The organism is Vibrio sp. 397 (genome assembly GCF_033339395.1).
In the GTDB taxonomy this organism is placed as follows: Bacteria; Pseudomonadota; Gammaproteobacteria; order Enterobacterales; family Vibrionaceae; genus Vibrio; species Vibrio alginolyticus.
The window spans coordinates 43,958-70,800 of the sequence record NZ_JAWOUN010000019.1; the positions used below are offsets into that span (position 1 = coordinate 43,958).

Annotated in this window: 24 protein-coding genes and 1 tRNA gene; 13 read left to right on the top strand and 12 right to left on the bottom strand. The window is 44.2% G+C overall.

Translation table 11 applies throughout. From position 1 onward, the window contains the following. Nucleotides 1-2 precede the first annotated feature (2 nt). From pyrB to arcA, 4 genes are all read right to left on the bottom strand, one after another. Nucleotides 3-932: an aspartate carbamoyltransferase gene (gene pyrB, locus R7P36_RS21450; RefSeq protein ID WP_005381085.1), complete on the bottom strand. Its 930-nt coding sequence runs from the start codon at nt 930-932 to the stop codon at nt 3-5. An 86-nt stretch (nt 933-1,018) separates the two neighbouring features. Then, complete coding sequence (locus R7P36_RS21455) at nt 1,019-1,114, bottom strand: hypothetical protein (RefSeq protein WP_005381084.1); 96 nt, start codon at nt 1,112-1,114, stop codon at nt 1,019-1,021. A 99-nt stretch (nt 1,115-1,213) separates the two neighbouring features. Continuing rightward, nucleotides 1,214-2,218 (bottom strand): ornithine carbamoyltransferase, encoded by a 1,005-nt coding sequence (locus R7P36_RS21460; RefSeq protein WP_005385520.1) that lies wholly within the window; start codon nt 2,216-2,218, stop codon nt 1,214-1,216. A gap of 156 nt (nt 2,219-2,374) precedes the next feature. Continuing rightward, on the bottom strand, nt 2,375-3,595 hold the full coding sequence (gene arcA / locus R7P36_RS21465) for an arginine deiminase (protein ID WP_005381082.1): 1,221 nt from the start codon (nt 3,593-3,595) through the stop codon (nt 2,375-2,377). A gap of 583 nt (nt 3,596-4,178) precedes the next feature. On the opposite strand from arcA, the gene rraB reads away from it, so the two are divergent. Continuing rightward, nucleotides 4,179-4,592 (top strand): ribonuclease E inhibitor RraB, encoded by a 414-nt coding sequence (gene rraB, locus R7P36_RS21470; RefSeq protein WP_054577136.1) that lies wholly within the window; start codon nt 4,179-4,181, stop codon nt 4,590-4,592. 154 nt (nt 4,593-4,746) lie between these two features. Continuing rightward, the gene (locus R7P36_RS21475) at nt 4,747-5,547 is read left to right on the top strand and encodes a glycosyl hydrolase 2 galactose-binding domain-containing protein (protein WP_033906208.1); all 801 of its coding nucleotides are present in this window, start codon (nt 4,747-4,749) and stop codon (nt 5,545-5,547) included. A gap of 19 nt (nt 5,548-5,566) precedes the next feature. Here R7P36_RS21475 and R7P36_RS21480 read toward each other — a convergent pair whose 3' ends face one another. The 5 genes from R7P36_RS21480 to pepA all read right to left on the bottom strand — a co-directional run bounded on the left by R7P36_RS21480 (nt 5,567) and on the right by pepA (nt 12,224). Continuing rightward, nucleotides 5,567-6,472: a bifunctional helix-turn-helix transcriptional regulator/GNAT family N-acetyltransferase gene (locus R7P36_RS21480; protein WP_017821846.1), complete on the bottom strand. Its 906-nt coding sequence runs from the start codon at nt 6,470-6,472 to the stop codon at nt 5,567-5,569. A gap of 115 nt (nt 6,473-6,587) precedes the next feature. Next, nucleotides 6,588-6,992, bottom strand: a complete 405-nt coding sequence (locus tag R7P36_RS21485; protein ID WP_005381078.1) for a DUF2061 domain-containing protein — start codon at nt 6,990-6,992, stop codon at nt 6,588-6,590. Nucleotides 6,993-7,195: 203 nt separating this feature from the next. Beyond that, nucleotides 7,196-10,054: a valine--tRNA ligase gene (locus tag R7P36_RS21490; RefSeq protein ID WP_054579418.1), complete on the bottom strand. Its 2,859-nt coding sequence runs from the start codon at nt 10,052-10,054 to the stop codon at nt 7,196-7,198. A 96-nt stretch (nt 10,055-10,150) separates the two neighbouring features. Next, the gene (locus R7P36_RS21495; protein ID WP_031777270.1) at nt 10,151-10,600 is read right to left on the bottom strand and encodes a DNA polymerase III subunit chi; all 450 of its coding nucleotides are present in this window, start codon (nt 10,598-10,600) and stop codon (nt 10,151-10,153) included. Nucleotides 10,601-10,715: 115 nt separating this feature from the next. Then, entirely contained in the window at nt 10,716-12,224 is a 1,509-nt protein-coding gene (gene pepA / locus R7P36_RS21500; RefSeq protein ID WP_005381073.1) for a leucyl aminopeptidase, read from the bottom strand. A gap of 200 nt (nt 12,225-12,424) precedes the next feature. On the opposite strand from pepA, the gene lptF reads away from it, so the two are divergent. Beyond that, nucleotides 12,425-13,525: an LPS export ABC transporter permease LptF gene (gene lptF, locus R7P36_RS21505; protein WP_005381072.1), complete on the top strand. Its 1,101-nt coding sequence runs from the start codon at nt 12,425-12,427 to the stop codon at nt 13,523-13,525. Nucleotides 13,526-13,528: 3 nt separating this feature from the next. After that, nucleotides 13,529-14,599: an LPS export ABC transporter permease LptG gene (gene lptG, locus R7P36_RS21510; RefSeq protein ID WP_005381071.1), complete on the top strand. Its 1,071-nt coding sequence runs from the start codon at nt 13,529-13,531 to the stop codon at nt 14,597-14,599. An 87-nt stretch (nt 14,600-14,686) separates the two neighbouring features. Here lptG and R7P36_RS21515 read toward each other — a convergent pair whose 3' ends face one another. Both R7P36_RS21515 and R7P36_RS21520 read right to left on the bottom strand, forming a co-directional pair. Beyond that, nucleotides 14,687-15,166: an RDD family protein gene (locus R7P36_RS21515; RefSeq protein ID WP_005381070.1), complete on the bottom strand. Its 480-nt coding sequence runs from the start codon at nt 15,164-15,166 to the stop codon at nt 14,687-14,689. A 184-nt stretch (nt 15,167-15,350) separates the two neighbouring features. Beyond that, the gene (locus tag R7P36_RS21520; RefSeq protein ID WP_017636178.1) at nt 15,351-16,619 is read right to left on the bottom strand and encodes a DUF2254 domain-containing protein; all 1,269 of its coding nucleotides are present in this window, start codon (nt 16,617-16,619) and stop codon (nt 15,351-15,353) included. A gap of 227 nt (nt 16,620-16,846) precedes the next feature. On the opposite strand from R7P36_RS21520, the gene R7P36_RS21525 reads away from it, so the two are divergent. Beyond that, nucleotides 16,847-17,512 carry an SDR family NAD(P)-dependent oxidoreductase gene (locus R7P36_RS21525; protein ID WP_054577133.1) on the top strand — a complete coding sequence of 222 codons (666 nt, stop codon included), beginning with the start codon at nt 16,847-16,849 and terminating at the stop codon, nt 17,510-17,512. A 190-nt stretch (nt 17,513-17,702) separates the two neighbouring features. Next, nucleotides 17,703-17,787: transfer RNA gene (locus tag R7P36_RS21530), tRNA-Leu, on the top strand. Between the two features lie 246 nt (nt 17,788-18,033). Here the strand turns inward: R7P36_RS21530 and R7P36_RS21535 are convergent. Next, the gene (locus tag R7P36_RS21535; protein WP_054577132.1) at nt 18,034-19,317 is read right to left on the bottom strand and encodes a carbohydrate-binding protein; all 1,284 of its coding nucleotides are present in this window, start codon (nt 19,315-19,317) and stop codon (nt 18,034-18,036) included. A gap of 247 nt (nt 19,318-19,564) precedes the next feature. Between R7P36_RS21535 and R7P36_RS21540 the strand changes: the two genes are divergently transcribed. The 7 genes from R7P36_RS21540 (at nt 19,565) to R7P36_RS21570 (ending at nt 26,251) form a co-directional block, all read left to right on the top strand. Beyond that, a complete protein-coding gene (locus tag R7P36_RS21540; RefSeq protein WP_025767645.1) occupies nt 19,565-19,870 on the top strand; it encodes a PTS sugar transporter subunit IIB in 306 nt (101 codons plus the stop codon). An 87-nt stretch (nt 19,871-19,957) separates the two neighbouring features. Further along, nucleotides 19,958-21,292: a PTS sugar transporter subunit IIC gene (locus tag R7P36_RS21545; protein WP_005381064.1), complete on the top strand. Its 1,335-nt coding sequence runs from the start codon at nt 19,958-19,960 to the stop codon at nt 21,290-21,292. Nucleotides 21,293-21,343: 51 nt separating this feature from the next. Beyond that, complete coding sequence (locus tag R7P36_RS21550) at nt 21,344-21,655, top strand: PTS lactose/cellobiose transporter subunit IIA (RefSeq protein WP_031777269.1); 312 nt, start codon at nt 21,344-21,346, stop codon at nt 21,653-21,655. Nucleotides 21,656-21,667: 12 nt separating this feature from the next. Beyond that, nucleotides 21,668-22,990, top strand: a complete 1,323-nt coding sequence (locus R7P36_RS21555; protein WP_054579417.1) for a 6-phospho-beta-glucosidase — start codon at nt 21,668-21,670, stop codon at nt 22,988-22,990. Nucleotides 22,991-23,008: 18 nt separating this feature from the next. Then, nucleotides 23,009-23,764 (top strand): chitin disaccharide deacetylase, encoded by a 756-nt coding sequence (gene chbG / locus R7P36_RS21560; protein ID WP_054579416.1) that lies wholly within the window; start codon nt 23,009-23,011, stop codon nt 23,762-23,764. A gap of 104 nt (nt 23,765-23,868) precedes the next feature. After that, nucleotides 23,869-24,867: a LacI family DNA-binding transcriptional regulator gene (locus R7P36_RS21565; RefSeq protein WP_005381031.1), complete on the top strand. Its 999-nt coding sequence runs from the start codon at nt 23,869-23,871 to the stop codon at nt 24,865-24,867. Nucleotides 24,868-24,997: 130 nt separating this feature from the next. Then, the gene (locus R7P36_RS21570) at nt 24,998-26,251 is read left to right on the top strand and encodes an HD-GYP domain-containing protein (RefSeq protein ID WP_318122297.1); all 1,254 of its coding nucleotides are present in this window, start codon (nt 24,998-25,000) and stop codon (nt 26,249-26,251) included. Nucleotides 26,252-26,843: the final 592 nt, after the last annotated feature.

The following is a 26,843-nucleotide window of genomic DNA, read 5'->3' on the forward strand; positions in this document are numbered from 1 at the left end:
GATTACAGTGTTTCGTTTAGAACAAGCGCCAGCAGTGCTTGGCGAGCATACACGCCATTTTGAGCTTGCTGGAAGAAGTAAGCATGAGGCGTTTTATCAACATCAGTTGTGATTTCATCCACACGTGGTAGTGGGTGCAGTACTTTCAAGTTCTCACGTGCGCCTTCTAGTAGTGCCGCCGTTAGGATGTAAGCCGACTTAATATGTGCGTATTCCGATTCGTCAAAGCGTTCTTTCTGTACGCGTGTCATGTACAGAATATCCAGTTCAGGAATCACACTTTCCATGTCTGTGTGTAGGCTATATTGAATGCCAGCTTCGTCTAGTTCTTCGCAGATGTAATCTGGCATTGCCAGCGCATCTGGTGCAACAAAGAAGAAGCGGATGTTGTTAAACTTTGCTAAGGCTTGAGTCAGTGAGTGCACTGTGCGGCCATATTTTAGATCACCTACGAATGCGACGTTCAGGTTGTCTAGACGCCCTTGTGTTTCCGCGATGGTGTATAGGTCGAGTAGCGTTTGAGTTGGGTGTTGGTTTGCACCGTCGCCCGCGTTGATCACTGGCACGCCATTTGAAAATTCAGAGGCCAAGCGAGCGGCGCCTTCTTGTGGATGACGCATCACAAAGGCATCGACGTAAGAAGAGATGACTTGTACTGAATCTGCGAGTGTTTCGCCTTTTTTCGCCAGAGAGGTATTACCATCATTATCAAAGCCAATCACGTCACCACCAATGCGCTGAATCGCTGTTTCAAACGATAAACGTGTACGTGTTGATGGTTCAAAGAAACAACTTGCAACGACTTTGTTTTTAATCAGTTCTGGTCGAGGTGCTTTTTTAAGGCTACCTGCTGTTTCTACGATAAGTTCCAGTTCTTCGCGTGAAAGCTCTGGAATAGAGATGATGTGCTTCTGGTAAAGCGAGTTCGCCATGATCTTCTTCCCTATAACATTGATGACTACATCCAAATAACCGAAAGGAATTTTGGACATAAAAAAACCTCCCCAATGGGGAGGTTTTAAAATTCAATAGAATTAACGAAAATAACACCACGTAAGCGTAGTCGCTTAGCGAGAGCAAATCGCGTTTTTACGTCAGCAATCAGCGTGGTCATTTCTTAATCCTCAGACAAATTGCCGAGCATTATACGCTTAACTTTCGTGAGCGCAAGCGATTACATCATGGTTTTTATCGGCTGTTTTTGCGCACTGGTTTAGCTTCCTAGCGTCGCAACCATCACGGCTTTGATGGTATGCATACGGTTTTCAGCTTCGTCGAATACGATGGAGTATTCCGATTCAAATACCTCTTCTGTTACTTCAAGGCCTTTCATACCGTATTTTTCAGCGACTTCTTTGCCGACGGTGGTTTCATCATTGTGGAAAGCTGGAAGGCAGTGCATGAATTTCACATGTGGATTACCCGTTTGCTCAATCACGTCCATATTGATTTGATAAGGTGTCATTAACGCTACACGTTCATCCCATGCCTCGGCAGACTCACCCATAGACACCCAAACGTCGGTGTATAGGAAGTCACAACCTTTCACACCTTCCTCAACGCTTTCTGTTAACGTGATTTTTGCACCGGTTTGTTGCGCGATAGTTTGACAAGTTGCCACGAGCTCTTCTTCAGGCCAGAACGCTTTTGGCGCGACAAGGCGAATATCCATGCCCATTTTCGCTGCGCCCACCATAAGTGAGTTACCCATGTTGTTGCGCGCATCACCTAGGTAAGCGAAGGTTATTTCATGCAGCTGTTTACCACGGCCGTGCTCTTGCATGGTCAGGAAGTCAGCAAGGATCTGGGTTGGGTGGAACTCATCCGTTAAACCATTCCACACTGGAACACCAGCATAAGTACCAAGCTCTTCAACAATGGATTGGCCAAAGCCTCGGTATTCAATCCCGTCGTACATACGACCAAGAACACGAGCTGTGTCTTTCATCGATTCCTTATGACCGATCTGCGAGCCAGAAGGGCCGATGTAAGAGACTTGAGCACCTTGGTCAAAGGCAGCGACTTCAAACGCACATCGGGTACGAGTCGAAGATTTCTCAAAGATTAGTGCGATGTTTTTACCTTGAAGTTTCTTCTGCTCTGTTCCTGCATATTTAGCTTTTTTCAGCTCTGCAGACAGTTCGAGCAAAAACTGGATTTCTTTGGTTGAGAAGTCCAATAGCTTCAAAAAGTTGCGGTTACGTAAATTGAAAGCCATAGCTCGTCCCTTAGTACATGTGATTAGATTAATAGAATTTATTAAAACATATAAATGCTTTTATTGTGAATAATTATTTTTAATTAAAGCTAAAAAAGGTTGATGTATTCACATCAACCTTAGTTTTGATTCACCTAATGTAAAGGGACGAGTAAGTTATATATCGTCTCGTTCTATTGGACAGCTCATACAGCGAGCGCCACCGCGACCACGACCAAGCTCGTTACCAGGTACTGTCAGTACTTTGATGCCAGCTTTATCGTATTTTTCGTTGGTGTATACGTTGCGTTCGTAACCAATTACTACGCCCGGTTTTACAGTTAGAACGTTATTGGCATCATTCCATTGTTCGCGTTCCGCTTCATAGCTGTCGCCACCAGTGGTGATGATTTTCAGCTGATCTAAGCCAAGAGCGGACTCAATCGCGTGCAGATAGTTATGTGAGGCTTCAACATGCATTTCACCGTTGCCTTTTGGTGTTAAGCGCCATGTGTCGAGATCTTTGCGCATGATCTCTGGGTAAACAGAGAAAGTATCTACATCCATATGGGTCATCACGGTGTCTAAATGCATACATGAGCGGTGTTTAGGCAGATCAATTGCAATCACCTCGGTAGCTTGGCCTGCTTTAAATAGGCTTGCTGCAAGGTTCTCTACACCTTGTGCAGTCGTACGCTCAGACATACCGATAAGAACTGCACCTTTACCAATAACCAACACATCACCGCCTTCGACATTCGCATTATCATAATGCAGATCATCGTCACCGAAGTATTTGATAAAATCTTGGCCAGCAAAAATTGGGTGCCAACGATAAATCGCACGTAGGTGGTTTGTTTCACGTTGGCGTGCAGGCATCATCATCGGGTTAAGAGAAACGCCGCCATAAACCCAACATGAGGTATCACGAGTAAAGAGGTGATTAGGCAGTGGCTCAATAACAAAGTCGAGAGGACGCTTCATTTTTGGCAGCATAGAAGATGAGGAGATCGGTAGCTCTGAGTATGCTAAGCCACCTAAAAAGATGCAGGCAAGATGTTCATCATCCATTTCTGAAAAGTATTGGCGTAGGTCTCGCGCAAATGTTGGCCCGTAGCGAAAGTCAGAAATCTGAGTGTTCAGCAGCCATTGTTTTGCTTCTGGAACAGCGAGGGTTTCGACCAGTAAATCGTGGAGGAGAAGCACTTCAACGTCTTGCTCGCGCAGCGTACGTGCGAATGCATCGTGCTCTTCACCTGCCGCTTCTACAGCAAGAACGTCATCAAATAGCAACTCATGACAGTTTGACGGAGTTAAGTGGGTTAGGGCGCGTTCAGGGCGATTTAATAGAACTCGTCGAAGTTGACCAACTTCTGATCCAACGTACAGCTTGCTCATTTTGTATCCTTACAAATTTTCCAGCCATTAGTTATGACAAGCTTCCTAGAAAGATGCAAGTTATCAAGCTTTGTTTATATTCTGGTGTTTCTGGTTTTGTGAGTTTTTTATTTTTATTTTGATTCTTATGAAATTTATTATTAGATATAAATGCTATTTTACTAAAGTTAGAGTGCATGCGTTTTTATTCTAATTTTCCCGTTGAGAAAGAATACACGCACAGTGCATAAAACGTGCATTTTTATTCTAAATTATGCATTATTAAAGTGAATTTATTCGTTATGCTTCTTCGTTTTACACGTGAGTGTATTCAAGAAAGCATCATAAACACGCATAGAAAGAGAAAATAACCACATTAAGTGTCAATTAGGATGTTCTGAATATTAAAAAATGCCATTCTTTGTTAATTTTTTGTTTCTTTGTGTGGTCGGTTTAATATTTAGATTCAAATAACCGATAAGAATCGCAGTGGTATGATGTTTGTTTGTGGCTTTTCATCGCAATCCATGCCATATTTCACCGGATCAGCATACTCAGTATCGGGTATTGTGTTTCCATCAAGTAACTAATCTGGAGCCAAAACATGTCTCACGAAGATGAATATCTATCAGTAGAAGAATTAATTGAGATTCAAAAGGAAGAGACTCGCGATATCATTGCAGCATTGCTAGAAGATGGCAGCGATCCAGATTCGCTATACGAAATTGAGCACCACCTGTTTGCAGAAGATTTTGACACGCTAGAAAAAGCGGTAGTTGAAGCATTCAAGATGGGCTTTGAAGTTCTTGAAGCAGAAGAAACTGAAGATGAAGATGGTAACAAGTTGCTTTGCTGTGATGCGACTATGGAGTCCGCACTAGACGCAGAAGCGATTGATGCGCAAGTTGAAAAATTGATTTACTTGGCAGAAAAATACGACATCATCTATGACGGTTGGGGTACGTACTACGAAGGCGAAGATGCGCTTTACCCTGAAGAAGATGAAGACGACGAGTAATCAAAGCTCACTACTTTTGGAAAAACCAGCGTTTAACGCTGGTTTTTTTATACCTTGAAAAACTGACGAATGTGGAGGCGATAAATAATTCACATTGAGTTTATAGGGGATTTCTCCCTATAATGCGTGAAAATTGATCTAGCTCAAGGTGTATATGCAACTCTCACTCGCCGGTTTATGGCAAGTCTCTCCACTGACGGACCTTTCTATCCCACAGGATGACATTACTTTCCCTGCTCCTTTGAGTCAGGTATTGCCAGCTGAACTGACAGAAGAAGCAATTCGTCAGCAAGAGTGGCACCTGATGCATGACATTGAAGTGGACGAATCCATGATGGCATTCCCAGCGGTAGAAATGGTGTTGGGTGGTGTGGATTACCATGCAGAAGTGCGTTTGAACGGAGTAGCATTGTTCGACTGTGACGGTTCTCAAAATGTCTACAAGAAAGACATTCGTCCGTTCATGCAAATGGGGCGTAACCGCTTTGAAATCTTGTTCTTAGAGGAAGAAGAGGATCTTCTGTTTGATGAAGATAAACCTGAGCTGTGCTCTCTGTCCGATCATGAATATAAAAAAAGTGATGAGCGCTTAGGGGTATGGCAAGAACCGTATCTGCAGTTCATTCGCAATGTACGTTTAGACCGCGTGGCAACCGAGCAGATTTGGCACCACGGTGGTGGTTGCGAGTTTAAAGTAGACTTGTACTATCAAACTTTTGCGCCGGGTCTGGTCTCTGCATCGGTTAAGTTTAATGGTATGACTTACCATATTCCTATTGATGTCCGAGCGGAGCATGCGAGCGCTTTATTCCAGATAGAAGCGCCAAAGTATGCCGATCTTACTGATCCTGATCCAAGTGATCTCTACCAGTTGTCTGTTGAGTTGGATGGGCAGCACCAAAACTTCACTGTTGCCTTGAGCCAGGAGCTTTGTGTTACCCATGTTGTGCTTTAACGTCTAATAATATTATCTATTACAGCATCTTAAGCATTACGACTTCACATGCATCATGCCCTGTTTGTCCAAGCGGGGCATCGAGATGCTCAAAGCCTAGCTTTTCATACAAGCTTACCGCTTCTCTCAGACATTCAGTTGTCTCTAAATAGCACTGCTGATACCCAAATTGTTTCGCCAATTGTAAGCTCAATGCGACGATGCGTTTGGCTAAACCGTGTCCTCGTGTTTGAGGTAAGAAGTACATCTTTTGTAGTTCACACACATTTGGCTCGCCAGCTAAAGGGGCAAAGCCACCGCCACCAACGATCTCTCCGCGATGTTCAATGACCCAATAGGCGGCCCCGCATTGATTGTAAACCGAATACATATCATCAAGCGTTGGATCGGCCACACCATAACCTTTGTCTGCGGTTAAGCCGTATTCTGCAGAGACTTTACGAATCACATCTGCGACTTGCGGGTTGTCTGCTTTAGTAAGAGGTCGAAGAACGTATTCCTCAGACTGACACACTTTTGTTAGCCCTTTTAGGTAAGTCTCTAGACCAAGTTTGAGTTGCTCTTGCTCGCTGTCATCGAGTTGGGTAAGCAGTTGTTCAAAGAAGTGGTTTTGCTGTTGGTCCAGTTGTGATAACGCCTGCTGGCCTTGCTCTGTAATCGCTACGAGTTGACTACGTTTGTCTTTTGGGTTTTCGATGCTCTCGACCAAACCTAATTTAATCAAACCAGTAACGGTTCGGCTCGCGTTGGACTTGTCGACATTAAGCTGCTGTGCCAGCTGATTGATGGTCAATGGCTGCAATTGGATTTCACCCAATGCGTGCGCTTGCACTGGAGTGAGAGCGACATCGCCGCATTGTTTATCAAGCATACCAAGCAATCGGACGGCTTGACGGGAGTAGTGTCGAAGTTGACGAGCGTTCATTATCACTTACCTCTAAAAATAAAGTTGCGCACCGCAATTAAATTAATTGCGGTGCGCAACCTTGTCAATGGTAAATGTCATTTTTCTCGTTAGGAGACGTAGTGAGCCTCCATATTTAAGCGTGGTGATGTAAACAAAACTGCGGTGCTGGAGCTTTTTCTGATGATTTACGCATCCATACTTTCTCGTGGAAGTAGTAAGCCACCGTGTTCAAACTTGGCTCTAGCATCGCCATTACGCCGCCGACAAATGCATCACCTGTTAGTAAGTAAACCACGGTAAAAGCGACGCTGAAGTGCACGGTCGCAAAGCTTGCGGTTTTTAATTTGGTCATCCACTGACGAGCTTTAAGTGCTGGGACTTTTGCCCATGCCTTTTCATGAAAGTAGAAGGCTACGGTGTTCACTGAAGGCTCAATCATGGCAATTAAACTACCAATTAGAATGTCGCCTGTGAGTACGTAAGCGACACTAAATGCGATAGTAAAATGCAGTGCTGCGAAAGTTAGTGTCTTTTTCATGATAATTACTCAATCGTGTTTGTTTCGATGAGCTTATTATCGATAATAATTCTCATTAATGCTAATGGGTAATGAGTATTGTTGTGATAGGGGGAAGCTATTGATGATGGTTTTGGTGAAATGTATACAAAAAAGGTTGGCCATGATGACCAACCTTTTGAACCAAAAAGTGAGAAGTGCTAATTCTTCTCTTTCACTGAGGCTTAAAGCGCAGCGATCGTTGTCTTCTGCTCTTCTAGCTTAGCTAGCGTTTCTTTGTAGCCTTCAAGCTTCTCACGCTCTTTAGCAACAACTGCTTCAGGTGCTTTCGCTACGAAGCCTTCGTTACCTAGTTTGCCTTCGATACGCTTGATTTCGCCGTGAGTCTTCTTGATTTCGCCATCTAGACGAGCAAGCTCAGCATCTTTGTCGATCAGACCTGCCATTGGGATCATCAGCTCAGACTTACCAACCAGTGCTGTCGCACATGCAGGAGTTTGTTCGCCAGCTTCAAGCACGCGTACTGCTTCTAGCTTCGCTAGTGACATCAGTACTTGCTTGCTTGCTTCTAGACGAGAGGCATCTTCTGCATTTGCTGCTTTCAGCATAACGTCAAGCGGCTTACCAGGGTTGATGTCGTATTCAGCACGTAGGTTACGGATGCTGGTAATGAACGCCTTCACCCATTCGATATCATCTAGCGCTTCTTGGTTGAAGTTTGCTTCGTCGAATTGAGGCAGTGCTTGAAGCATGATTGTCTCACCTTCTACACCTTCAACTAGTGGCTTGATGCTTTGCCAGATAGTTTCAGTGATGTAAGGAATCACAGGATGAGCCAGACGTAGAGTCTTCTCAAGTACCGTGATTAGTGTACGGCGAGTACCACGCTGTTGCGCTTCAGTACCTTTCCATAGAACGGGTTTAGTTAGCTCTAGGTACCAGTCACAGAATTGGTTCCAGATGAATTCGTAAAGCGTGTTCGCAGCCATATCTAGACGGAAGTTGTCGATATGGTTGTTGAACGCTTTCGCTGCAAGTTCAAACTGAGACTCGATCCATTTGTCTGCTAGTGAGTATTCAATCTCACCACCGTTGAAGCCACAATCTTGCTCTTCTGTGTTCATCATTACGTAACGGCTTGCGTTCCATAGTTTGTTACAGAAGTTACGGTAACCCTCAAGACGCTTCATATCCCAGTTGATATCACGACCTGTTGATGCCATTGCTGCAAGAGTGAAACGCAGTGCGTCTGTACCGTATGCTTCGATACCGTTTTCAAACGTCTTACGAGTGTTCTTCTCGATCTTCTTCGCTAGTTGAGGCTGCATCATGTTGCCACAACGCTTCTCTACGAGAGACTCTAGGTCGATACCATCGATCATGTCGATTGGGTCAAGTACGTTACCTTTCGACTTCGACATCTTGTCGCCGTTTTCGTCACGGATTAGACCAGTAACGTAAACCGTTTTAAATGGTACTTGTGGCTTGCCGTTTTCGTCTTTCACGAAGTGCATGGTCATCATGATCATGCGCGCAACCCAGAAGAAGATGATGTCGAAACCAGTTACTAGAACGTCTGAAGGGTGGAATACTTTCAGATCGTCAGTTTGCTCTGGCCAACCTTGAGTACCGAACGTCCATAGTGCAGAAGAGAACCACGTATCCAGTACGTCTTCGTCTTGGTGAAGTTCAATGACTGACTCTAGGTTGTTGTTCTTACGAACTTCTTCTTCAGTGCGACCTACGTAAACATTACCTTGGTTGTCGTACCAAGCTGGGATGCGGTGACCCCACCATAGCTGACGAGAGATACACCAGTCTTGAACGTCACGCATCCAAGAGAAGTACATGTTTTCGTACTGCTTAGGAACGAATTGGATGTCGCCGTTTTCTACTGCTTCAACTGCAGTTTTCGCTAGAGGCGCAGTACGTACGTACCATTGGTCAGTTAGCATTGGTTCGATAACCACGCCACCACGGTCGCCGTAAGGAACTTGTAGATCGTGATCTTTCACTTCTTCAAGTAGGCCTAGCTCGTCGAATTCAGCAACGATAGCTTTACGAGCGGCAAAACGCTCCATACCGTGGTATTTAGCTGGTAGCTCAGTGCTGTAAGCGTCGCTTGCTTCGCCGTTGGTGTTGAATACTTCAGAAGCATCACGGATGTTTGCGTCGAAAGTCAGAATGTTGATCATTGGTAGCTGGTGGCGCTTACCTACTTCGTAGTCGTTGAAGTCGTGCGCAGGTGTGATTTTCACACAGCCAGTACCTTTTTCCATATCTGCGTGCTCATCGCCCACGATTGGGATGCGACGATCAACGATAGGAAGGATGATTTCTTTACCGATAAGATCTTTGTAACGTGGATCTTCTGGGTTAACTGCAACACCCGTATCGCCTAGCACGGTCTCTGGACGAGTCGTTGCAACAACGATGTAGTCTTTGCCATCCGCTGTTTTAGCGCCATCTGCTAGTGGGTAGCGGAAGTGCCACATGTGGCCTTTAGTGTCTTTGTTCTCTACTTCTAGATCTGAAATCGCTGTGTGTAGCTTTGGATCCCAGTTAACTAGACGCTTACCGCGGTAGATTAGATCGTCTTCGTATAGACGTACGAACACTTCTTGAACGGCGTTAGATAGACCATCGTCCATCGTGAAGCGTTCACGATCCCAGTCTACAGATGCGCCAAGACGACGAAGCTGCTTAGTGATAGTGCCGCCAGATTCGCCTTTCCATTCCCAGATTTTGTCGATGAAAGCTTCACGACCGTAATCGTGTTTTGTTTTGCCTTCTTCTGCAGCGATCTTACGCTCAACAACCATCTGAGTTGCGATACCAGCGTGGTCAGTACCTACTTGCCAAAGGGTGTTTTTACCCTTCATACGTTCACAACGGATAAGCGTATCCATGATCGTATCTTGGAACGCGTGGCCCATGTGTAGGCTACCAGTGACGTTCGGTGGCGGGATCATGATGCTGTATGATTCTTTAGTAGTGTCACCGTGTGGCTTAAAGTAGCCTTTCTCTTCCCAAGTCTGATACAGAGCTTGTTCGATTGAAGTTGGGTTGTATGTCTTTTCCATAGCGCTCTTTTAATGGATACGTTGATGGTTGAATCTTAGTCAATCTTTATAAGTGAGGGATCTTAACAAGATCGCCTTAACTATAAGGATTGACCGTTAAGGATATTGAATTTCGATCGTTTGCAGTTGGTAACCTGCTTGACGGTAAATTTTATATCTTTCTCTTGCGAGTTGTTTAGCTTTTTCTTCGCAGGGCACGAAGTCTACCACTTGAGCAAACTTGTTCGCAAAGGTTGTCTCATTTTCCGCCAAATTAATTACCAGCTGACGGTTCCAATTAGGTTTTACACCTTCATGGCCGATTTCAATATTGGTGGCGTATTTCGGTCCCTCGCCTACGAGGTTATGTGCCATGAACTTGTCTGCATCAACTTGCCAAAAGGCTTCAGCGAGCTGCTCGGCGTGTGGTTTGTCTTGGCAGTTTAAATACACTTTAGCGCCTTGGCGAGCAAAGTGCTGAGCCAAAAACACGATGTATTCTTCAAAGCCAGCCACCGTTGCTTGCGGGCTCTCTTCGTTAATGATGTAGAAGGTTGCAGTTTGCATCATTCTCTCACTTGCCTTGGGTCTCTTCCTAAGACCATCTTAAGTCCCACTTTCATTTTAGAAAATTAGGATAATAAAAAAGGGCCTTGCGGCCCTTTTAGATTCTGTTCAGAAATTACTCTTCTGTCTCTTGGCCGCTGCGGTTCAAAAGGAATTGGACAAGCATTGAGACAGGACGGCCCGTTGAGCCTTTCGCTGCGCCTGATTTCCACGCGGTACCTGCGATATCGACGTGTGCCCAGTTGTACTTCTTCGCGAACTTAGATAAGAAGCAACCCGCAGTAATTGTGCCACCAGGGCGACCACCAATGTTTGCCATATCCGCAAACGGGCTCTTCAACTGTTCGTGGTACTCGTCTGCCATTGGTAGACGCCATGCACGGTCACTCGCTTGCTCAGAAGCGTTTACTAGCTCATGAGAAAGAGGGTTGTGGTTAGAGATTACGCCGCTGATATGGTGGCCTAGTGCGATAACACAAGCACCAGTTAGCGTTGCAACGTCAACCACGCAGTCTGGTTCGAAACGCTCTACGTAAGTCAGTGCGTCACAAAGAACGAGACGACCTTCCGCATCCGTGTTCAGAACTTCTACAGTTTGACCAGACATGGTTGTAAGGATGTCACCTGGACGGTAAGCGTTGCTGCCAGGCATGTTTTCACAGCCCGCTAGAACACCAATAACGTTGATTGGTAGGTTTAGCTTCGCCAGAGCTTTCATTGTACCGAATACCGATGCCGCACCACACATGTCGTACTTCATCTCATCCATACCTTCGCCCGGCTTTAGAGAGATACCGCCTGAGTCGAAGGTTAGACCTTTACCTACGAGCACAATCGGTTTTGCATCCGAGTCAGGGTTACCTTTGTACTCGATGATAGACATCATAGATTCGTTTTTAGAACCACGGCCTACTGCTAGGTAAGAGGTCATACCCAGTTTTTCCATCTCTTGCTCACCAATGATTTTGGTGGTTACGGTTTCGTAATCGTCCGCTAGACGACGAGCTTGAGAAGCAAGGTAAGCTGGATTAGCTACGTTTGGCGGCATGTTGCCAAGGTCTTTTGAGGCTTTGACACCTGATGCGATAGCAAGACCATGAGTGATTGCTTTTTCACCCAAGTTCAATTCACGACGCGTTGGTACGTTGAAAACAAGCTTGCGCAGTGGGCGGCGAGTCTCAGGTTTCACGCTCTTGAATTGATTAAATGTGTATAGACCATCTTTAGTCGCTTCTACAGCCTGGCGCACTTTCCAGTATGTATCACGACCCTTAACATGCAGTTCAGTTAGGAAACATACTGCTTCCATTGAGCCTGTCTCGTTAAGTGTGCTGATCGTCTTTTGAATGATTTCCTTGTACTGGCGCTCGCCAAGTTCACGCTCTTTGCCGCAACCGACAAGTAAAACGCGCTCTGACAAAACACCTGGTACTTGATGCAGTAGCAGCATCTGACCAGGTTTACCCTCTAGATCACCACGGCGAAGTAGTGAACTGATGTAACCGTCACTGATTTTATCAAGTTGTTCGGCTACTGGAGAAAGGCGACGTGGTTCAAACACACCAACAACGATACATGCGCTACGTTGTTTCTCTGGACTGCCACTTTTTACACTGAACTCCATGCGTACTCCTACATCCTGAAGACAAATTGCTCTAAATGTTAGATAATGATCGCTTACTTGTTGAATTTTAGCTCCAGGCTTACATGCAGAGCTGATTAAGCGACTAACATCTAGTTTATAATTTTTAAAAAAATAAATGGTTCAACGGGAAACTATAGTGATTCGACCAAAAAAACAAGTTTTGTATAGGTAATTTCAGCGTGATTATTGTTAGATATTTGATCCGCGAAACACTCAAGAGCCAATTTGCGATTTTTTTCGTACTTTTTTTGGTGTTTGTAAGCCAGAAATTCATAAGTGTTCTTGCTGATGCTTCTGATGGGGATATTCCTGCTGGATTGATTTTCTCGATTGTTGGTTTGAACATGCCAGCAATGGGTCTGTTAATGCTGCCTTTAAGTCTGTATATCGGCATATTGATCACATTTGGTCGTCTGTATGCAGAGAGCGAAATTGTCGTAATGAACGCGACAGGTATTGGTAATAAATTCTTGGTTCAAGCGGCCTTATACCTAGCGTTGATTACTTCAGCGGTGGCGGCTTTCAATGCGTTGTGGCTATCGCCGTGGTCTCAAGACCGCGTTGAGCAGCTTTATGAGCAGGTAGCGTCAGAAAACAGCGTTGACCTACTTAAAAAAGGTCAGTTCCAAGGTACACCAGACGGTTCATCGGTTGTGTTCATCGATGACATTAAAGACAATACCTTGAGCAACGTTTTTGTTGCGCAGATGCGCCCTCGAGATTCGGTGTTACCGAGTGTGATGTTCTCATCTTCTGGTGAAGTAAAAGAGCTTTCGGACGGTCGTCAGATCATCACTATGAAAGAAGGTACGCGTTATGAAGGTGTGCCTACTCGCGTTGAATATATGATCACGAAATTCGATGAATACGAAGGTGTTATCGGCCAACGTGAGGTCAAAAAGAAAGGGAGAGACTGGGAAGCATACCCAACGGTTGACTTGATAGGTCACCCAGATCCAGAGGCGCAAGCGGAGCTACAATGGCGAATTTCGTTATTTGTGTGCATTCCACTCTTAACAATGCTCGTTATTCCTTTGTCTGCGGTGAATCCGCGTCAGGGACGGTTTGCCAAAATGGGGCCTGCGATTCTGATCTACCTAGCGTATTTCTTGGCGATCAGTGCAACCAAATCTGCATTAGAAGATGGTGACATCCCGGCTGCTATTGGTATGTGGCCAATCAATGCGATGTTGCTGATTGTTGCTATCATGGCGAATATGATGGACAGCGTTGCTGCTAGACGAATAAAAGACAAATTCCGCAAGAAGAGGCTCGCGTAAGCTGTGTTCAAAATCTTAGACCTTTACATCGGTAGAACCATCATCTCTACCACTGCCTTGGTTTTAGCGACGTTTGTTGGCTTATCGGGCATCATCAAATATGTAGAACAGCTACGTAAAGTAGGGCGAGGTGTGTACGACCTCACTCATGCGTTGTACTTTGTGTTACTCAGTGTGCCGCGTGATATCGAAATGTTCTTTCCAATGGCGGCATTACTCGGTGCCCTGATCGGCTTAGGTATGTTGGCTTCAAGCTCTGAGCTGGTGGTGATGCAAGCTGCTGGTTTCTCTAAGCTGGATATCGGGTTATCGGTACTAAAAACGGCCGTCCCGCTCATGATTGTCGTTATGGCGTTAGGTCAATGGGGCGCTCCTGAGGCCCAGAAGATGGCCCGTGACTTACGTGCGTTTGCGATATCAGGTGGTAGCATTGTGTCTGTGCGCTCAGGTGTGTGGGCTCGTGACGCAAACGACTTTATCTTTATAGGTAAAGTCGAAGACGACAAACTTTATGCTTTAAATATGTGGCGTTTTGATGATGATAAGAATCTACAAAAAGTTATTTTCGCCGAAGAAGTCGACTACCAACAAGATAACAACTGGCTGATGCGCTACGTACAAATTACGGACATGGAAAATGAAAACGTAATTTCAAAGCAAGACATCGAACAGATGGAGTGGCACACCTCTTTGGCACCGGATAAGCTAGCTGTGGTGACCGTGAAGCCAGAAGAACTGTCACTGAGCGGTTTGTATGATTATGTGACTTACCTAAAAGCATCGGAACAAGATGCATCTCGCTATGAGTTGGCGTTTTGGCGTAAGTTGACTCAGCCGCTTTCAATTGCTGTGATGATGTTAATGGCGCTATCTTTTGTTTTCGGTCCACTCAGAAGCGTGACCATGGGGGCAAGGGTATTGTCGGGCGTGGTTGCCGGGTTTACTTTTTACATATCCAGTGAGTTCTTTGGCCCATTAAGCTTGGTGTATGGCATATCCCCAGTGTTTGGTGCTTTGGCCCCGAGTTTGGTGTTCTTAGCTATTGCGATTGCACTACTACGAAGAAAGCTATAACTGAAGCATTATCGAATAAACCAAGTTTTACCGAACCAAATGTAAAAGGAAGGCATTACGCCTTCCTTTTTTGTGTTCCTAGACAAGTTAGTTTGCCTTGGGTAATACAACAACCTCTGTTTTGGCCCAAATGTCGTGGAAACCACGTTTCTTCGGATCAATCGGTACAGTCAAATTTGCCAAGCCAAAGCCAGATGTCGAAATACGAATCAGAGCTTGAGTTACCGTAATTGGTGCTCCGTCTTTGGCATTGCGAACTCGAAGTTTCCAAGCGCGCATCCCAAGAGTTTGTCCTGCTCGCGTCCAGAAGAACACAAAGAAATATATCCACACACCCGCAAGATAAAGTGTAAATAGAGGGCTCAATACAGGGTGTTTTCCGAGCATATCTGCGGCATCAGCGTACTCGCCATAGCTCAACAATCCTGCTGCATTTAGTGCAAACACAACGGCCATAACAATACCTGCGGCCATCATTTCAATTGCGATAATAATCAATGTGTCGTAAATCAACGCTGCAAGTCGACGAAAGAGACCAGCAGGTGGAAGAGTTGTAGACGTTGTCATTATTCCATCACTTACCTTAAAAATTGTGCGTCAGAATATAGATTCCCTCACCAAGAGAAAAGAGACCTAACGCACAGAGTCTTTAATTGTGTATAAACGAAGATACTTTTCTGCCCTACGTTATCAGCACATGTCATGATACACGAGGCCGTGCAGCAATATGTTTCAACTGAATTCGACTCTCTTAACCATTGGCTCTTTGGTCTGTGACCAGATTAGATAGCTGAGAGAGTTGGTGTTTCTCATCTTCGGTATAATGTTGGCTTAATGAAAGCTCTAAAGCTTTTTCTGACAGCTTGATTGCTGGTGACAAAAATAACTTAGGGTGCATACTAGAGAGAGCTAGCAAGGCCTTTTGTAGGCGAATCTGTATTTGGAGTTGCGCTGCACCATCGTGTGCTATCGGCAAAAAGACATCATCGAACAAATCCTGGCAGCTCAATGCGGGCACAAATAGTCTAGGATATCGAGTTTTGGTAGGAGGCTCACTGAGTAGGTCTCCCCATAATGAAAGTGCTCGTACAGAACGCCCAAGAACGTCAATTGCGGTGCCATTATCATTTACAGCCGGAGATAGTGCTCGTGAGGCGATTTCCGCCATAACGACTAAACCAAAGCGAGGGTCCTGATCATATGAACGCTCCGTTCGAATCGTGAAGGCTGCCGTTACTTCGCTTTCGTCTGGCAATTCTCCACAAACCCAAGCCAATGGTTGACCTACGTACACAAAACTTCCCGGTTGTCGCTCAAGATAGATGGTGCATTGGTTTGCTTCAGCAATACTATCGAGATGATGCATATCAACATGCTGTAAGTAGCCAATTTCTTGGCTCAAAATAGGTTTACTTCCTCTGGGTTTATGTTCTGGGTGGCTCCACGGGTGAGCACCTAGCCAACGCTCTTTGCCCCGTTTTCTAATAGCATCTAACAAGGCTTGCTCCACGTATGAAGTGGTTTCACTGACCCTTCCTAGTACGGAAAGGTGCTGAATCCAACGTAGCAGAGTGAGTATGATCATCACGATTACGGCGATAGTCACGATGAACAGATAAATTTGTGCTTGTTGATGATAGGCCCCAATACCTAGCGCGATAATTCCTACCAAACTAAATAGAAAAGAGCCAAGAAAGGTTGCTAAGGCATTTTGTGTTGTGCTGTCTTCCATCAACAGTTTTGTCGCTCGCGGCGTTACCCCTGCACTAGCGGCACTGTACGCTGAGACCATAATATTGAGAGAGAATGTAGTCACTGCAAGCATGGAGGTTGCGAGGATATTTAATATGTTGTTCAACAAATCCTTGCTGACGTTGATGGCAGGGGGCAGAGTAATGAACTGGTTTAAAACAATCGACATTAAGGCGGTAGCAACAGCTAGTAATGCGTAGAGTGACGTCCGGACCCACAGTTTTCGTGTCATCTGTTTCAGTAACCACTGCCATTTTGACCCAGTCATTCTTTGCTCCTATTCAGTTCTCACTAGAAAGTCGATAGAAAATTCAGAAAGTTATTCTTGCTTAAGCATAGGTTAAATGCCCGTCGTTCTGCTTGATATTTCATGCATCACGAAAGTAAGAAAGCTGCTTGCTTCAAAGAATGGTGCTCTTGAGGTGTGAATTACCACGATTCTGTTGCCTTAATTGATAGATGAATTAAAAGTATGTGATTGAAAAGAGGTAGCGCATGATTGTAGTTACAGGTGCAAGTAGCGGTTTAGGGGCGGAACTAGCAAAGCGTTATGATGCGGAAGGCAAAGAGACGTACGTAATAGGAAGAAACACAGAAAAACTATCCGCACTAGCAAAACAACTCTCTCATAACGTCGGCTATCAAGCTTGCAACCTCTCATTACATCAAGGTGTGAAACAGCTCTTTGATGGGATGAAACAGCCGCCTGAAATGGTCATTCATAGTGCAGGAAGTGGTTATTTTGGCTTACTGGAAGAGCAGGAGCCGGAAGAGATTCAAAAGTTGATTGATAACAACCTGAATTCTGCGATTCATGTGTTAAGAGAGTTAGTAAAGCGTTACAAAGATCATCCAATAAAAGTGGTCATGATCATGTCCACAGCCGCGCAACAACCTAAAGCGCAAGAGTCTACGTATTGTGCAGTGAAATGGGCCGTCAAAGGATTAATTGAGTCGGTTCGTTTGGAGCTAAAAGGAAAACCTATGAAAATTATCGCGGTTTATCCTGGTGGAATGGATACGGAATTCTGGAAAACAAGCGGCAATACGATGGACACGAGTCACTTCATGCAAGCAGAAGATGCCGCAGAGATGCTCCATAATGCGTTGTCGAGCATTGGGAATGGTTATGTTTCTGATATTACAGTGAATAGAACTTAAAAAGAGTTTCGTATACTCATTTTCATCTGGAAGAGTAGTAGAAAATGGAGCGTACGTTTCTTATGAGTACAGCTTTGTCACACTTTGTGGCGAAATTATCAGCAAACGATAGTTATTTAAGGTATTTATGCTTGCGCAGGTCAAAAGCTTACGTATAATGCCAACCATCAAAGGGCAATAGCCCAAAGATGCCGGTGTGGTGAAATTGGTATACACGACGGATTCAAAATCCGTTGCCTTCGGGCGTGGCGGTTCAAGTCCGCCCACCGGTACCATATTAGAAAGGTCGCTTTTATAGCGGCCTTTCGTCGTTTTAGGTGCTCGTAAATATCAAAAGGAAGTTAGCGTTGCCTTCGCGGTGGCGGCAGGGATGCCAGTCCAATCAACTCCGTCCACCGGTACCATATTTTAAGACAGAGCCTCGATGAAAGTCGGGGCTTTGTTGTATCTGGATCTTCAAAACAAAAAAGCGCGAGGGGTATGCCTCGCGCAAACTACTACATGGTGATAGTAGGAACAGCCTATAGAGCTGTGAACAAGGTATTTTGAGTGTTCGGAGTCCAGTCTGCTTGGGACACGTGCGGTACATCAACTAGATAACGCAAACCTTGATAAGTCACCACATCGCCTTGTTTATAGGAAACATTTTGAGTCCAGTTAGTGGCTGGGTCCGCATTTGTCCAGAGGCTAGAGGTTGGAGACGGTGCCCAATCTTGTTGTGCAGCATGGTTTGTTACAGCCTGGTATACAGTACCTAGGTGTAAGACGTAATCGCCAGCGTCGTAGTTATGACCAACTTGCCAGTTCGGTGTGTAGTTATCCATTGTGTCGAAGTCATAACCCGCTTGTTTTGCTAACTGTATAAACTTAGCGAGCTTAGGTAGGTTTTGCGTTGCACCCATGCCACGCTTACCATCTTCAAATAGGAACTCGTGAGTTAATACGATAACTTTATCGGCGTGTAAAGGTGTACCACATGGGAACTCTTGAGCTTTGGAGTTGATCGGGTTAATCGTTGTTGGTGCACAAGTGTTTAACGCGGAATCCACATATCCAAGAAATGCTTCTGCTTCTGTAAGGCTGTTTGCTGGCATTTCAATGCCCCAATTTTCAGGTGCCCAGTCCACATCCCAACCATGAGTTTGATAGCCGTTATTCGCTAGGATATTTTGAACCTCGATAGCTGCTTTTACACTGTTGGATGGGTTGGATGTATTGCACACATATCCTGGTTCCCAAGGTTTCAGGTCATCAGACGTGGCACATAACCCATCTGCTTTGAAGTCTTTCGTCACTCGCCAACCGTTGGTGTAGGGCAGTCTAGCAAATTCTGTTGCCTTGTAGTTCGGGTAGCTTGTAATGTTCGGCAAATACTTTGCTAACACAGATAAGTTTTCCGTAAACATGGAGGCGTCGTAAACAGGGTCTTGATACGAGTTAAGCTGGTGGTCCCCGGTCGCATTACACTCCGCAGCACTGTTCGGTCCAAATTCATCCACGCAGTTGTGCACCATGTGATCGTAACTGTGGTTCGCAACAATATGACCAGTGTCTAATGCGAGCTTTAAGGCTTCTAGGGAACGGTCTTCATTCTCATCACCAATTCCATCTAAATGCCAAGCATTAAAGTAAAACGTCGCTTTGATATCTTCCTGGTTAAGTACTTGAATAACGTCAATAGATGCATTGATTGGTCCATCATCAAACGTTAGATAAATGGTGCCTTTAGAGCCGGTTTGAGCAAATGAGTGTTGTGATAGTGCGGCACTTACAAGCGTTGCAATAGCCAATTTATTAAATTTCATTCTCTATTCCTTTTAAGAAATTAATAACGACGTTGTCAGTAGTAAAATATTGATAATTTGAAACTTAATGTGATGTCTTAAAATATTTTATGACTTTTATCCTAGACCTAAATAATTACAAAAAAATAGGTGGTATTTTCTAAATTGGGATTGTGTTCACGAATAATGCAACCGGTTGCGCTTTTTTGTCTTGGTTATTTTTGCTACAGTTTTTATAGGTTGAAATTTACACAACGGGAGTAAGGCTATGAAAAAGATCCTTTTATGCTGTAGCGCAGGGATGTCCACCAGTATGCTTGTTAAGAAAATGGAGCAAGCTGCTGAAAATAAAGGAATTGAGTGCAAAATTGATGCAATGTCAGTGAATGCGTTTGAAGATGCAATTAAAGAGTACGATGTTTGTCTTCTCGGGCCTCAAGTACGTTTTCAGCTAGAAGAGCTAAGAAAAACGGCGCAAGAGCATGGTAAAAACATTGATGCTATTTCTCCTCAGCATTATGGAATGATGAAGGGAGAAGAAGTACTAGAGCAAGCATTAGAATTAATTAACTAAACCATAGTTTTAAATTAAAAAGATAACTGTACATCAAATATAAATATTTGATGCGGGATTCTTTTGCCTAAAATAAGGATGGACTCTATGAAGCTTTATGACGCAATTATAGGCGCAGTCGAAAAGCATATAGCCCCTATAGCAGCTAAAGTGGGGAATCAGCCCCATGTTCGCGCAATGAGAGACGGTTTTATTGTCGCAATGCCGTTTATTATTGTCGGTAGTTTCATTTTGATTTTTGCATTCCCCCCATTTGCCGAAGATACAACCTTTACTTTTGGTCGAATTTGGCTCGATTTCGCCACTACACATTTTGATACCATAATGATGCCCTACAACATGTCGATGGGGATCATGACCATTTTTGTTTCGCTGGGCGTTGCTTATAGTTTAGCTAAGGCTTACAAGATGGATGGGATCACGAGTGCTGTATTGTCACTAATGTCTTTTTTACTCATTGCGGCCCCAGCTAAAGATGGCGCGTTGTCTATGTCTCACATGGGCGGAACCGGGATCTTCACCGCAGTGATGTGTGCATTTTTCTCGGTGGAGCTCTACCGTTTTATGAAAAAGCACAATATTACGATTCGCATGCCAGAGCAGGTGCCACCGGCGATTGCGCGATCATTTGAAGTATTGCTACCAGTCTTAGCGATATTCATTACCTTATATCCACTTAGCCTTTTCGTACAAACCCAGTACGACATGCTGATTCCAGACGCTGTTATGGCTATCTTTAAACCGCTAATTAGTGCGTCTAACTCATTGCCTGCCATTATTGGCGCTTTATTGCTTTGCCAGCTGCTTTGGTTTGCGGGTATTCATGGTGCTGCAATTGTTGTTGGACTGCTTTCTCCAATCTTTTTGACCAACATTGGTGCCAACATTGAAGCCTTTGTTGCAGGTGAACCGATTCCAAACGTATTTACTCAACCGTTCTGGGATTTTTACATCTTTATTGGCGGCTCTGGTGCAACACTTGCTCTTGTTATGCTGATGTCGTTTAGCCGTTCTGTTCACCTTAAGAGCATTGGTCGAATGAGTGCGGTGCCTGGCTTTTTCCAAATCAACGAACCTGTGATCTTCGGTAGCCCAGTTGTGATGAACCCGACCTTGTTTATCCCGTTCGTCTTCGCTCCAGTCATCAACGCTACGATTGCGTATTTTGCTGTGCATGTCGGCTTTGTGGGTATGGGTGTCGCTACAACACCTTGGACAACACCGGCACTGATAGGTGCTTCGTGGGGTAGCGGTTGGACCTTTGCGCCAGTATTGCTCGTCATTGGTTTATTAATTCTTGATCTAATCATCTACTTCCCATTCTTCAAAATGTTTGAGAAGCAAATGTTGGAGCAAGAACTACCAACGACGAAGGAAACTAAAGGTGACACGCAGCCGTCAGGCGAAGGCGTTACTGCTTAACTGTACTTAATGGGCCGCAATTACCGCGGCCCGATTTTCGGAGAGAAAATGATGGAACAAGAATTGGTTGTAATGGAGATCATTTGCAATGCTGGTGAAGCCAGAAGTTTAAGCTACGAGGCATTGCGTTTATCTCGAGAACAAGATTTTGAAGCGGCTGATGAGAAGCTCTCTCAAGCAAGAGAGTGCATTAATAAAGCCCACTTAATACAGACTCAGCTTATTGAAGAAGATCAGGGAGAAGGGAAAGTCCCGATGACGTTAGTGATGGTGCATGCTCAAGATCACCTAATGACTACGATTTTGGCTCAAGAGATGGCTGTAGAAATCGTCGCACTGAACAAAAAAATCTCGAACAAATAAAGGGGGATGAAAATGTCTAGAGAGGCGATCAAACTTGCCATTATTGGCGGTGGTAGTAGCTATACCCCGGAATTGGTTGAAGGGGTTATTAAGCGCTTAGAATATTTACCCGTTAGGAAGATTCATTTTGTGGACATTGAGTCAGGAGCTGAGAAGCTTGAGATCATCAAAGGATTGGCTCAGCGAATGGTCGATAAAGCCGGAGCAAAAATTGAGATAAAAGCCAGTTTCGATCGCCGTGCTGCGATAAAAGATGCGGATTTTGTGATGACGCAGTTTCGTGTTGGTGGCCTTGCTGCTCGCGCTAATGATGAGCGAATCCCAATCAAGTACGACGTCATCGGCCAAGAAACAACGGGCCCTGGTGGTTTTGCTAAAGCACTGCGAACCATTCCGGTCATTCTTGATATCTGTAAAGACATTGAAGAGTTGGCTCCAAACGCATGGATGCTCAATTTCACCAACCCAGCGGGTTTAGTTTCCGAAGCGGTCAGTAAGTACACCAAAGTAAAAAGTATTGGTTTATGCAATGTGCCCGTTTCAATGGAAATGATGATTGCAGAAATGATGGAGTGCGAGCCAAAAGAGCTACAACTTGAGTTTGCTGGGTTAAACCATCTCGTGTGGGTACACAAAGCATGGCTCAATGGGGAAGATATTACTCAAACGGTATTAGAGAAAGTTGGTGATGGTGCCAACTTCAGTATGAAGAATATCTGGGAAGAGCCGTGGGATCCGGCATTTCTAAAAGCACTGGGGGCGATACCATGTCCTTATCATCGTTACTTCTACCAAACTGATGCCATGCTTGCTGAAGAGAAACAAAGTGCCGATGAAAAAGGCACTCGTGCTGAGCAGGTAATGGAAACAGAAAATGCGCTATTTAAGCTCTATCAAGATCCTACCCTCGATCATAAGCCGAAAGAGTTAGAGGAGCGGGGTGGTGCTTATTATTCTGATGCATCACTGAACCTAGTTGATTCAATTTATAACAATCGTAATAGTATTCATGTTGTTAACGTTTTAAATAATGGAGCGATCAACGGCCTACCTGACGATGCTGTGATTGAATGTAGTGCCGTGATTGGTAGCTGGGGGGCGAAACCTCTTGCGGTTGGCGAGTTGTCAAACAATATCAAAGGATTACTCCATCAAGTTAAAGCGTATGAGCAGCTAACAATAGAAGCTGCTGTCGAAGGTAATTATGACAAGGCGCTTATGGCATTAACCAATAACCCATTGGTGCCTGACATTGGCCGCGCCAAGTCAATCCTGGATGATATCCTAGCGGTGAACGCTCCGTATTTACCTCAATTTAAACTAACGACGTTGTAAGACTAAGGAAGGGCGCCGATGAAAGTCATTTTTAATGCTGATGATTTTGGTTTAACGAGAGGTGTAAATAGCGGCATCGTTAAAGCTCATCAGCAAGGTGTGGTTCATTCAACCACCATGATGGTGGGTATGGATGCTGAGCAACATGCCTTAGAACTAGCTCGCCATAATCCAGACTTGAAAATTGGCGTTCATCTTAGGTTTACAGCAGGTGTGCCTATAACGAAGCATCCTAACTTGACCAATGGCCGAGCGCACTTTATCAACTATGACGAACTTTGGAGTAAGCAGGACTTCGAAACTCAGGTCATTTATGATGAAGCAAAAGCTCAGGTGGAACATTTTTTATCGCTTGGGTTAGAGCTAAGCCACTTAGATAGCCATCATCACGCGCATACTCACCCTCAAATTTTGCCCGTTATTAAAGAAGTAGCGAATGAATACAGAGTGCCACTGCGGGGCACTGGCTTGTGTCAAGAATCGATGACAATCAGATATATCTTTACTGATGAGTTTTATGATCAAAAAGTGAGCTTGGATGGCTTAATGGCACATCTATTGAGCTTAAAAGCTGACTATGACTTGGTTGAGGTGATGTGCCACCCGGCAGAGGCCGATCAGGCGCTTATCTTAAAGAGTGGCTATGCGCTTCAGCGAGAGCTAGAGTTACAAGTTCTTACCTCTCCCATTTTAAAAGAACAGTTAGCTCATCATGGCATAACTGTCACGGATTACTCTGAGCTTGTTTCTACCAATCAAATGGTCGGTGTATGATTAAAGGCTGCCAGCTTCGCCCCCTATAGCACCTTACGAATTGCTGGCAGCCGTTCTACACAAACGAATATTTAATAACAATTGCAGTTGGACCCAATAGCATTATGGCAAGGATTAAAGATGTAGCCGAACTCGCCGGTGTAAATCGCTCTACCGTTTCTCGAATTATTAATGGAGAGGGGAAATTTCGCGAGGAAACTCGAAAAAAAGTAGAGCAAGCTATGGCGCAATTGAATTATCGTCCTAGTGCAATTGCTCGTTCACTCGCAACCTCATCCAGTAATATGGTTGGGTTATTGGTGACTTACTATACGGGGGGCTTCTTTGGCGAGATGATGGAGCAGGTTCAGACCGAGCTGGATATTCATAAGAAGTTTTTGATTACAGCTCAAGGCCATCATTCTGCACAAGGTGAAAAAGAGGCAATTCAGCGTTTTAATGATTTACGTTGTGACGGCTATGTACTTCATAGTCGTTATTTGTCAGATGATGACTTACGTGAATTAGCTAAACAGCCAACACCTTTCGTTCTCCTGGATCGCTACGTGGAAGGAATAGAAGAGCGTTGTGTTACCTTTAACCATCATCATGCAAGCCGTATTGCCGTTGAGCACCTTTTAGCTGGTGGTCATCGAAAGATTGCTTGTATTGCCGGTCCATCCCAACGTCATAACAGTGTATTGAGAAAGCTTGGGTATATTGATGCAATGAAGGATGCTGGTATAGATATTGATGAAAGCTGGTGTGAAGAAGGGAATTATGGTCGGCAAAGTGGTTATGATGCAATGGCTGCAATTTTACAACGACACCCTGATGTGACGGCTGTCTTTTCGTGCAGTGAAGAAATGACGGTTGGCGCAATGCAGTACTTACACGAGCACAGTATTTCTGTACCAGAGCAAATCTCATTAACTAGCTTTGACAGTGTTGATCTTTGTGAAAGTCTTTACCCTACAGTATCAGCAGTGCACTTTCCTATCAGTGACATGGCCCGTGTAGCGGTACAAACGTTAATGGGGCTAGTCAAAGATCAAGAAGTAATAGACAAGCCAGTGTTCGAGGCCAAGCTTAAAATACGCAAAGCAGATCGCTCCTTAAAGTAGCTTACTTCTATCTAATTAAGTGAGTCGCTTAGAAATAACGGTTTGATGTTTTGATAGTTACTGATGAATTTATTCACAAAATTTACTAGTATTCTAACTCTCTTAAGAAATATAAATCAGTAGTGAATAAGTGGCAGCCATTAAACTAACGGTCGATCGTATTCAACCCGGATTACATATCCGTCTTCCGCTAAAGTGGAACGATCACCCCTTTCTACTCAATAGCTTTAAGATTAAAGACCAAGAGCAAGTCGAGATGATCCGCCACCTCGGCGTAAAGTTCGTTTACTTTAATCCAGAGCAAAGCGATGCCGTTCCACTCCCTGTTGATCAAAGACAAGCTGACAGAGTAACAAATGAAGCGTCGTTAGATCATGAAACTCAAAAAATGTGGCAAGAAAAACAGAACCGCATAGAAAAGTTAAGTGCATACCGTCGACGCGTGATTCAGTGTGAAAAAGAGTTTGAGCGCTCTCTGGCACGTATGCGTTCAGTCATGACTAAAATCCGTAACCGTCCGACAGCAGCAGTTGATGAAGCAAAGCTTCTTATTGAAGATATCGTCGAGAAGTTAATGTGCGATGATAATGTTACGTTACATCTGATGAACGGAAAAAATGAGTTTGAAGATATTTATTTCCACTCATTGAACGTGGCTGTTATCTCGATGATGATTGGCCGTGCTAAAGGGTACTCAGCAGCACAGTTGAAAGAGCTTTCCTTCTCCGCACTATTCCATGATATCGGGAAAATAAAAATCCCGACTGCAATATTAAGAAAGCAACTACCTCTAACAGAGCCAGAAACCAACTACTTAAAGTTGCACACTAAATATGGCGTCGATCTTGCGAGTCAAATCGAGGCTTTTCCCGAAGTCGCGAGAATTGTGATCGCGCAGCACCATGAGCTAAGAGATGGGTCTGGTTATCCTAAAGGCCTGAAAGGAGATGAGATCAACGAGTTTGCTGAAATTATTGCTGTAGCCAATGCGTTTGATAACTTGTGTCATACACCGATAGTCTCAGATCAAAAGATTCCTTATACCGCACTCTCTCATTTATATAAGAACTGTAAACACCTATATAAAGAAGAGAACCTGAACATCCTAATTAAGTTTATGGGCGTGTTTCCTCCGGGTACCGTAGTTCAGCTTTCTAATAATATGGTCGGCCTGGTTATCTCAGTGAATGCATCGCATTTATTATTCCCGAATGTCTTGGTTTTCGATCCATCAGTACCAAGGACGCAAGCGCCAATCATTGATCTTGCGTCAAAAGATATAAAGATAGTTAACGCGATTCATCCGTCAAAATTACCGGATAAAGTAAAAGAGTATCTAAATCCGCGTTCGCGTATTTCTTATTTCTTTGATAGCGATGAGTAGTTATCCACAGCTTTTTGTGGGTAAATTGTATAAATCCTGAGTGTTATTTCTGGGTAATTTTGGGGTTGGATGGAAAGTATCCATTTGGCATGTTTTTTTAGAAAAAATGCATTTTTAGTATTGCCAAAGAAAATCTTCTCCCTATAATGCGCATCCATCGACACGGCAGACGTCACAATGCTTCAGCAGGGTCGAAGAGGTAAAAAGCTTCTACAAAAAATTAGTTTAAAAAGTGTTTGACACTAACAACTAAATCGCTAGAATGCACCTCCGCTTTGAGAGAAAAACTTCTCGCAAAGCAAGCTCTTTAACAATATAGACCTATCAATCTGTGTGGGCACTCGTTGATGATAATCCAATTAGAAGCTTCGGCTTCAAATTAGGTTTCAATGAAACGAAGTGACCATTCGAATTGGGAAGCAGCCTTGAGCTGTTTTGTTTTACTTTTTCAAAAGTAAAAACCAATAAGAGCACAGTCAATTCAAACATTACTTCTGCTATTTATTAGCGAAAGGAATGTTCAGTATTCATTGAGCCGACAAAATCTTAAATTGAAGAGTTTGATCATGGCTCAGATTGAACGCTGGCGGCA

Bases quoted from the DNA above. Each gene is read 5' to 3' on its own strand.
- pyrB (WP_005381085.1), bottom strand. From the start codon at position 932: ATGGCGAACTCGCTTTACCAGAAGCACATCATCTCTATTCCAGAGCTT.
- R7P36_RS21455 (WP_005381084.1), bottom strand. From the start codon at position 1,114: ATGACCACGCTGATTGCTGACGTAAAAACGCGATTTGCTCTCGCTAAG.
- R7P36_RS21460 (WP_005385520.1), bottom strand. From the start codon at position 2,218: ATGGCTTTCAATTTACGTAACCGCAACTTTTTGAAGCTATTGGACTTC.
- arcA (WP_005381082.1), bottom strand. From the start codon at position 3,595: ATGAGCAAGCTGTACGTTGGATCAGAAGTTGGTCAACTTCGACGAGTT.
- rraB (WP_054577136.1), top strand. From the start codon at position 4,179: ATGTCTCACGAAGATGAATATCTATCAGTAGAAGAATTAATTGAGATT.
- R7P36_RS21475 (WP_033906208.1), top strand. From the start codon at position 4,747: ATGCAACTCTCACTCGCCGGTTTATGGCAAGTCTCTCCACTGACGGAC.
- R7P36_RS21480 (WP_017821846.1), bottom strand. From the start codon at position 6,472: ATGAACGCTCGTCAACTTCGACACTACTCCCGTCAAGCCGTCCGATTG.
- R7P36_RS21485 (WP_005381078.1), bottom strand. From the start codon at position 6,992: ATGAAAAAGACACTAACTTTCGCAGCACTGCATTTTACTATCGCATTT.
- R7P36_RS21490 (WP_054579418.1), bottom strand. From the start codon at position 10,054: ATGGAAAAGACATACAACCCAACTTCAATCGAACAAGCTCTGTATCAG.
- R7P36_RS21495 (WP_031777270.1), bottom strand. From the start codon at position 10,600: ATGCAAACTGCAACCTTCTACATCATTAACGAAGAGAGCCCGCAAGCA.
- pepA (WP_005381073.1), bottom strand. From the start codon at position 12,224: ATGGAGTTCAGTGTAAAAAGTGGCAGTCCAGAGAAACAACGTAGCGCA.
- R7P36_RS21515 (WP_005381070.1), bottom strand. From the start codon at position 15,166: ATGACAACGTCTACAACTCTTCCACCTGCTGGTCTCTTTCGTCGACTT.
- R7P36_RS21520 (WP_017636178.1), bottom strand. From the start codon at position 16,619: ATGACTGGGTCAAAATGGCAGTGGTTACTGAAACAGATGACACGAAAA.
- R7P36_RS21525 (WP_054577133.1), top strand. From the start codon at position 16,847: ATGATTGTAGTTACAGGTGCAAGTAGCGGTTTAGGGGCGGAACTAGCA.
- R7P36_RS21535 (WP_054577132.1), bottom strand. From the start codon at position 19,317: ATGAAATTTAATAAATTGGCTATTGCAACGCTTGTAAGTGCCGCACTA.
- R7P36_RS21540 (WP_025767645.1), top strand. From the start codon at position 19,565: ATGAAAAAGATCCTTTTATGCTGTAGCGCAGGGATGTCCACCAGTATG.
- R7P36_RS21545 (WP_005381064.1), top strand. From the start codon at position 19,958: ATGAAGCTTTATGACGCAATTATAGGCGCAGTCGAAAAGCATATAGCC.
- R7P36_RS21550 (WP_031777269.1), top strand. From the start codon at position 21,344: ATGGAACAAGAATTGGTTGTAATGGAGATCATTTGCAATGCTGGTGAA.
- R7P36_RS21555 (WP_054579417.1), top strand. From the start codon at position 21,668: ATGTCTAGAGAGGCGATCAAACTTGCCATTATTGGCGGTGGTAGTAGC.
- chbG (WP_054579416.1), top strand. From the start codon at position 23,009: ATGAAAGTCATTTTTAATGCTGATGATTTTGGTTTAACGAGAGGTGTA.
- R7P36_RS21565 (WP_005381031.1), top strand. From the start codon at position 23,869: ATGGCAAGGATTAAAGATGTAGCCGAACTCGCCGGTGTAAATCGCTCT.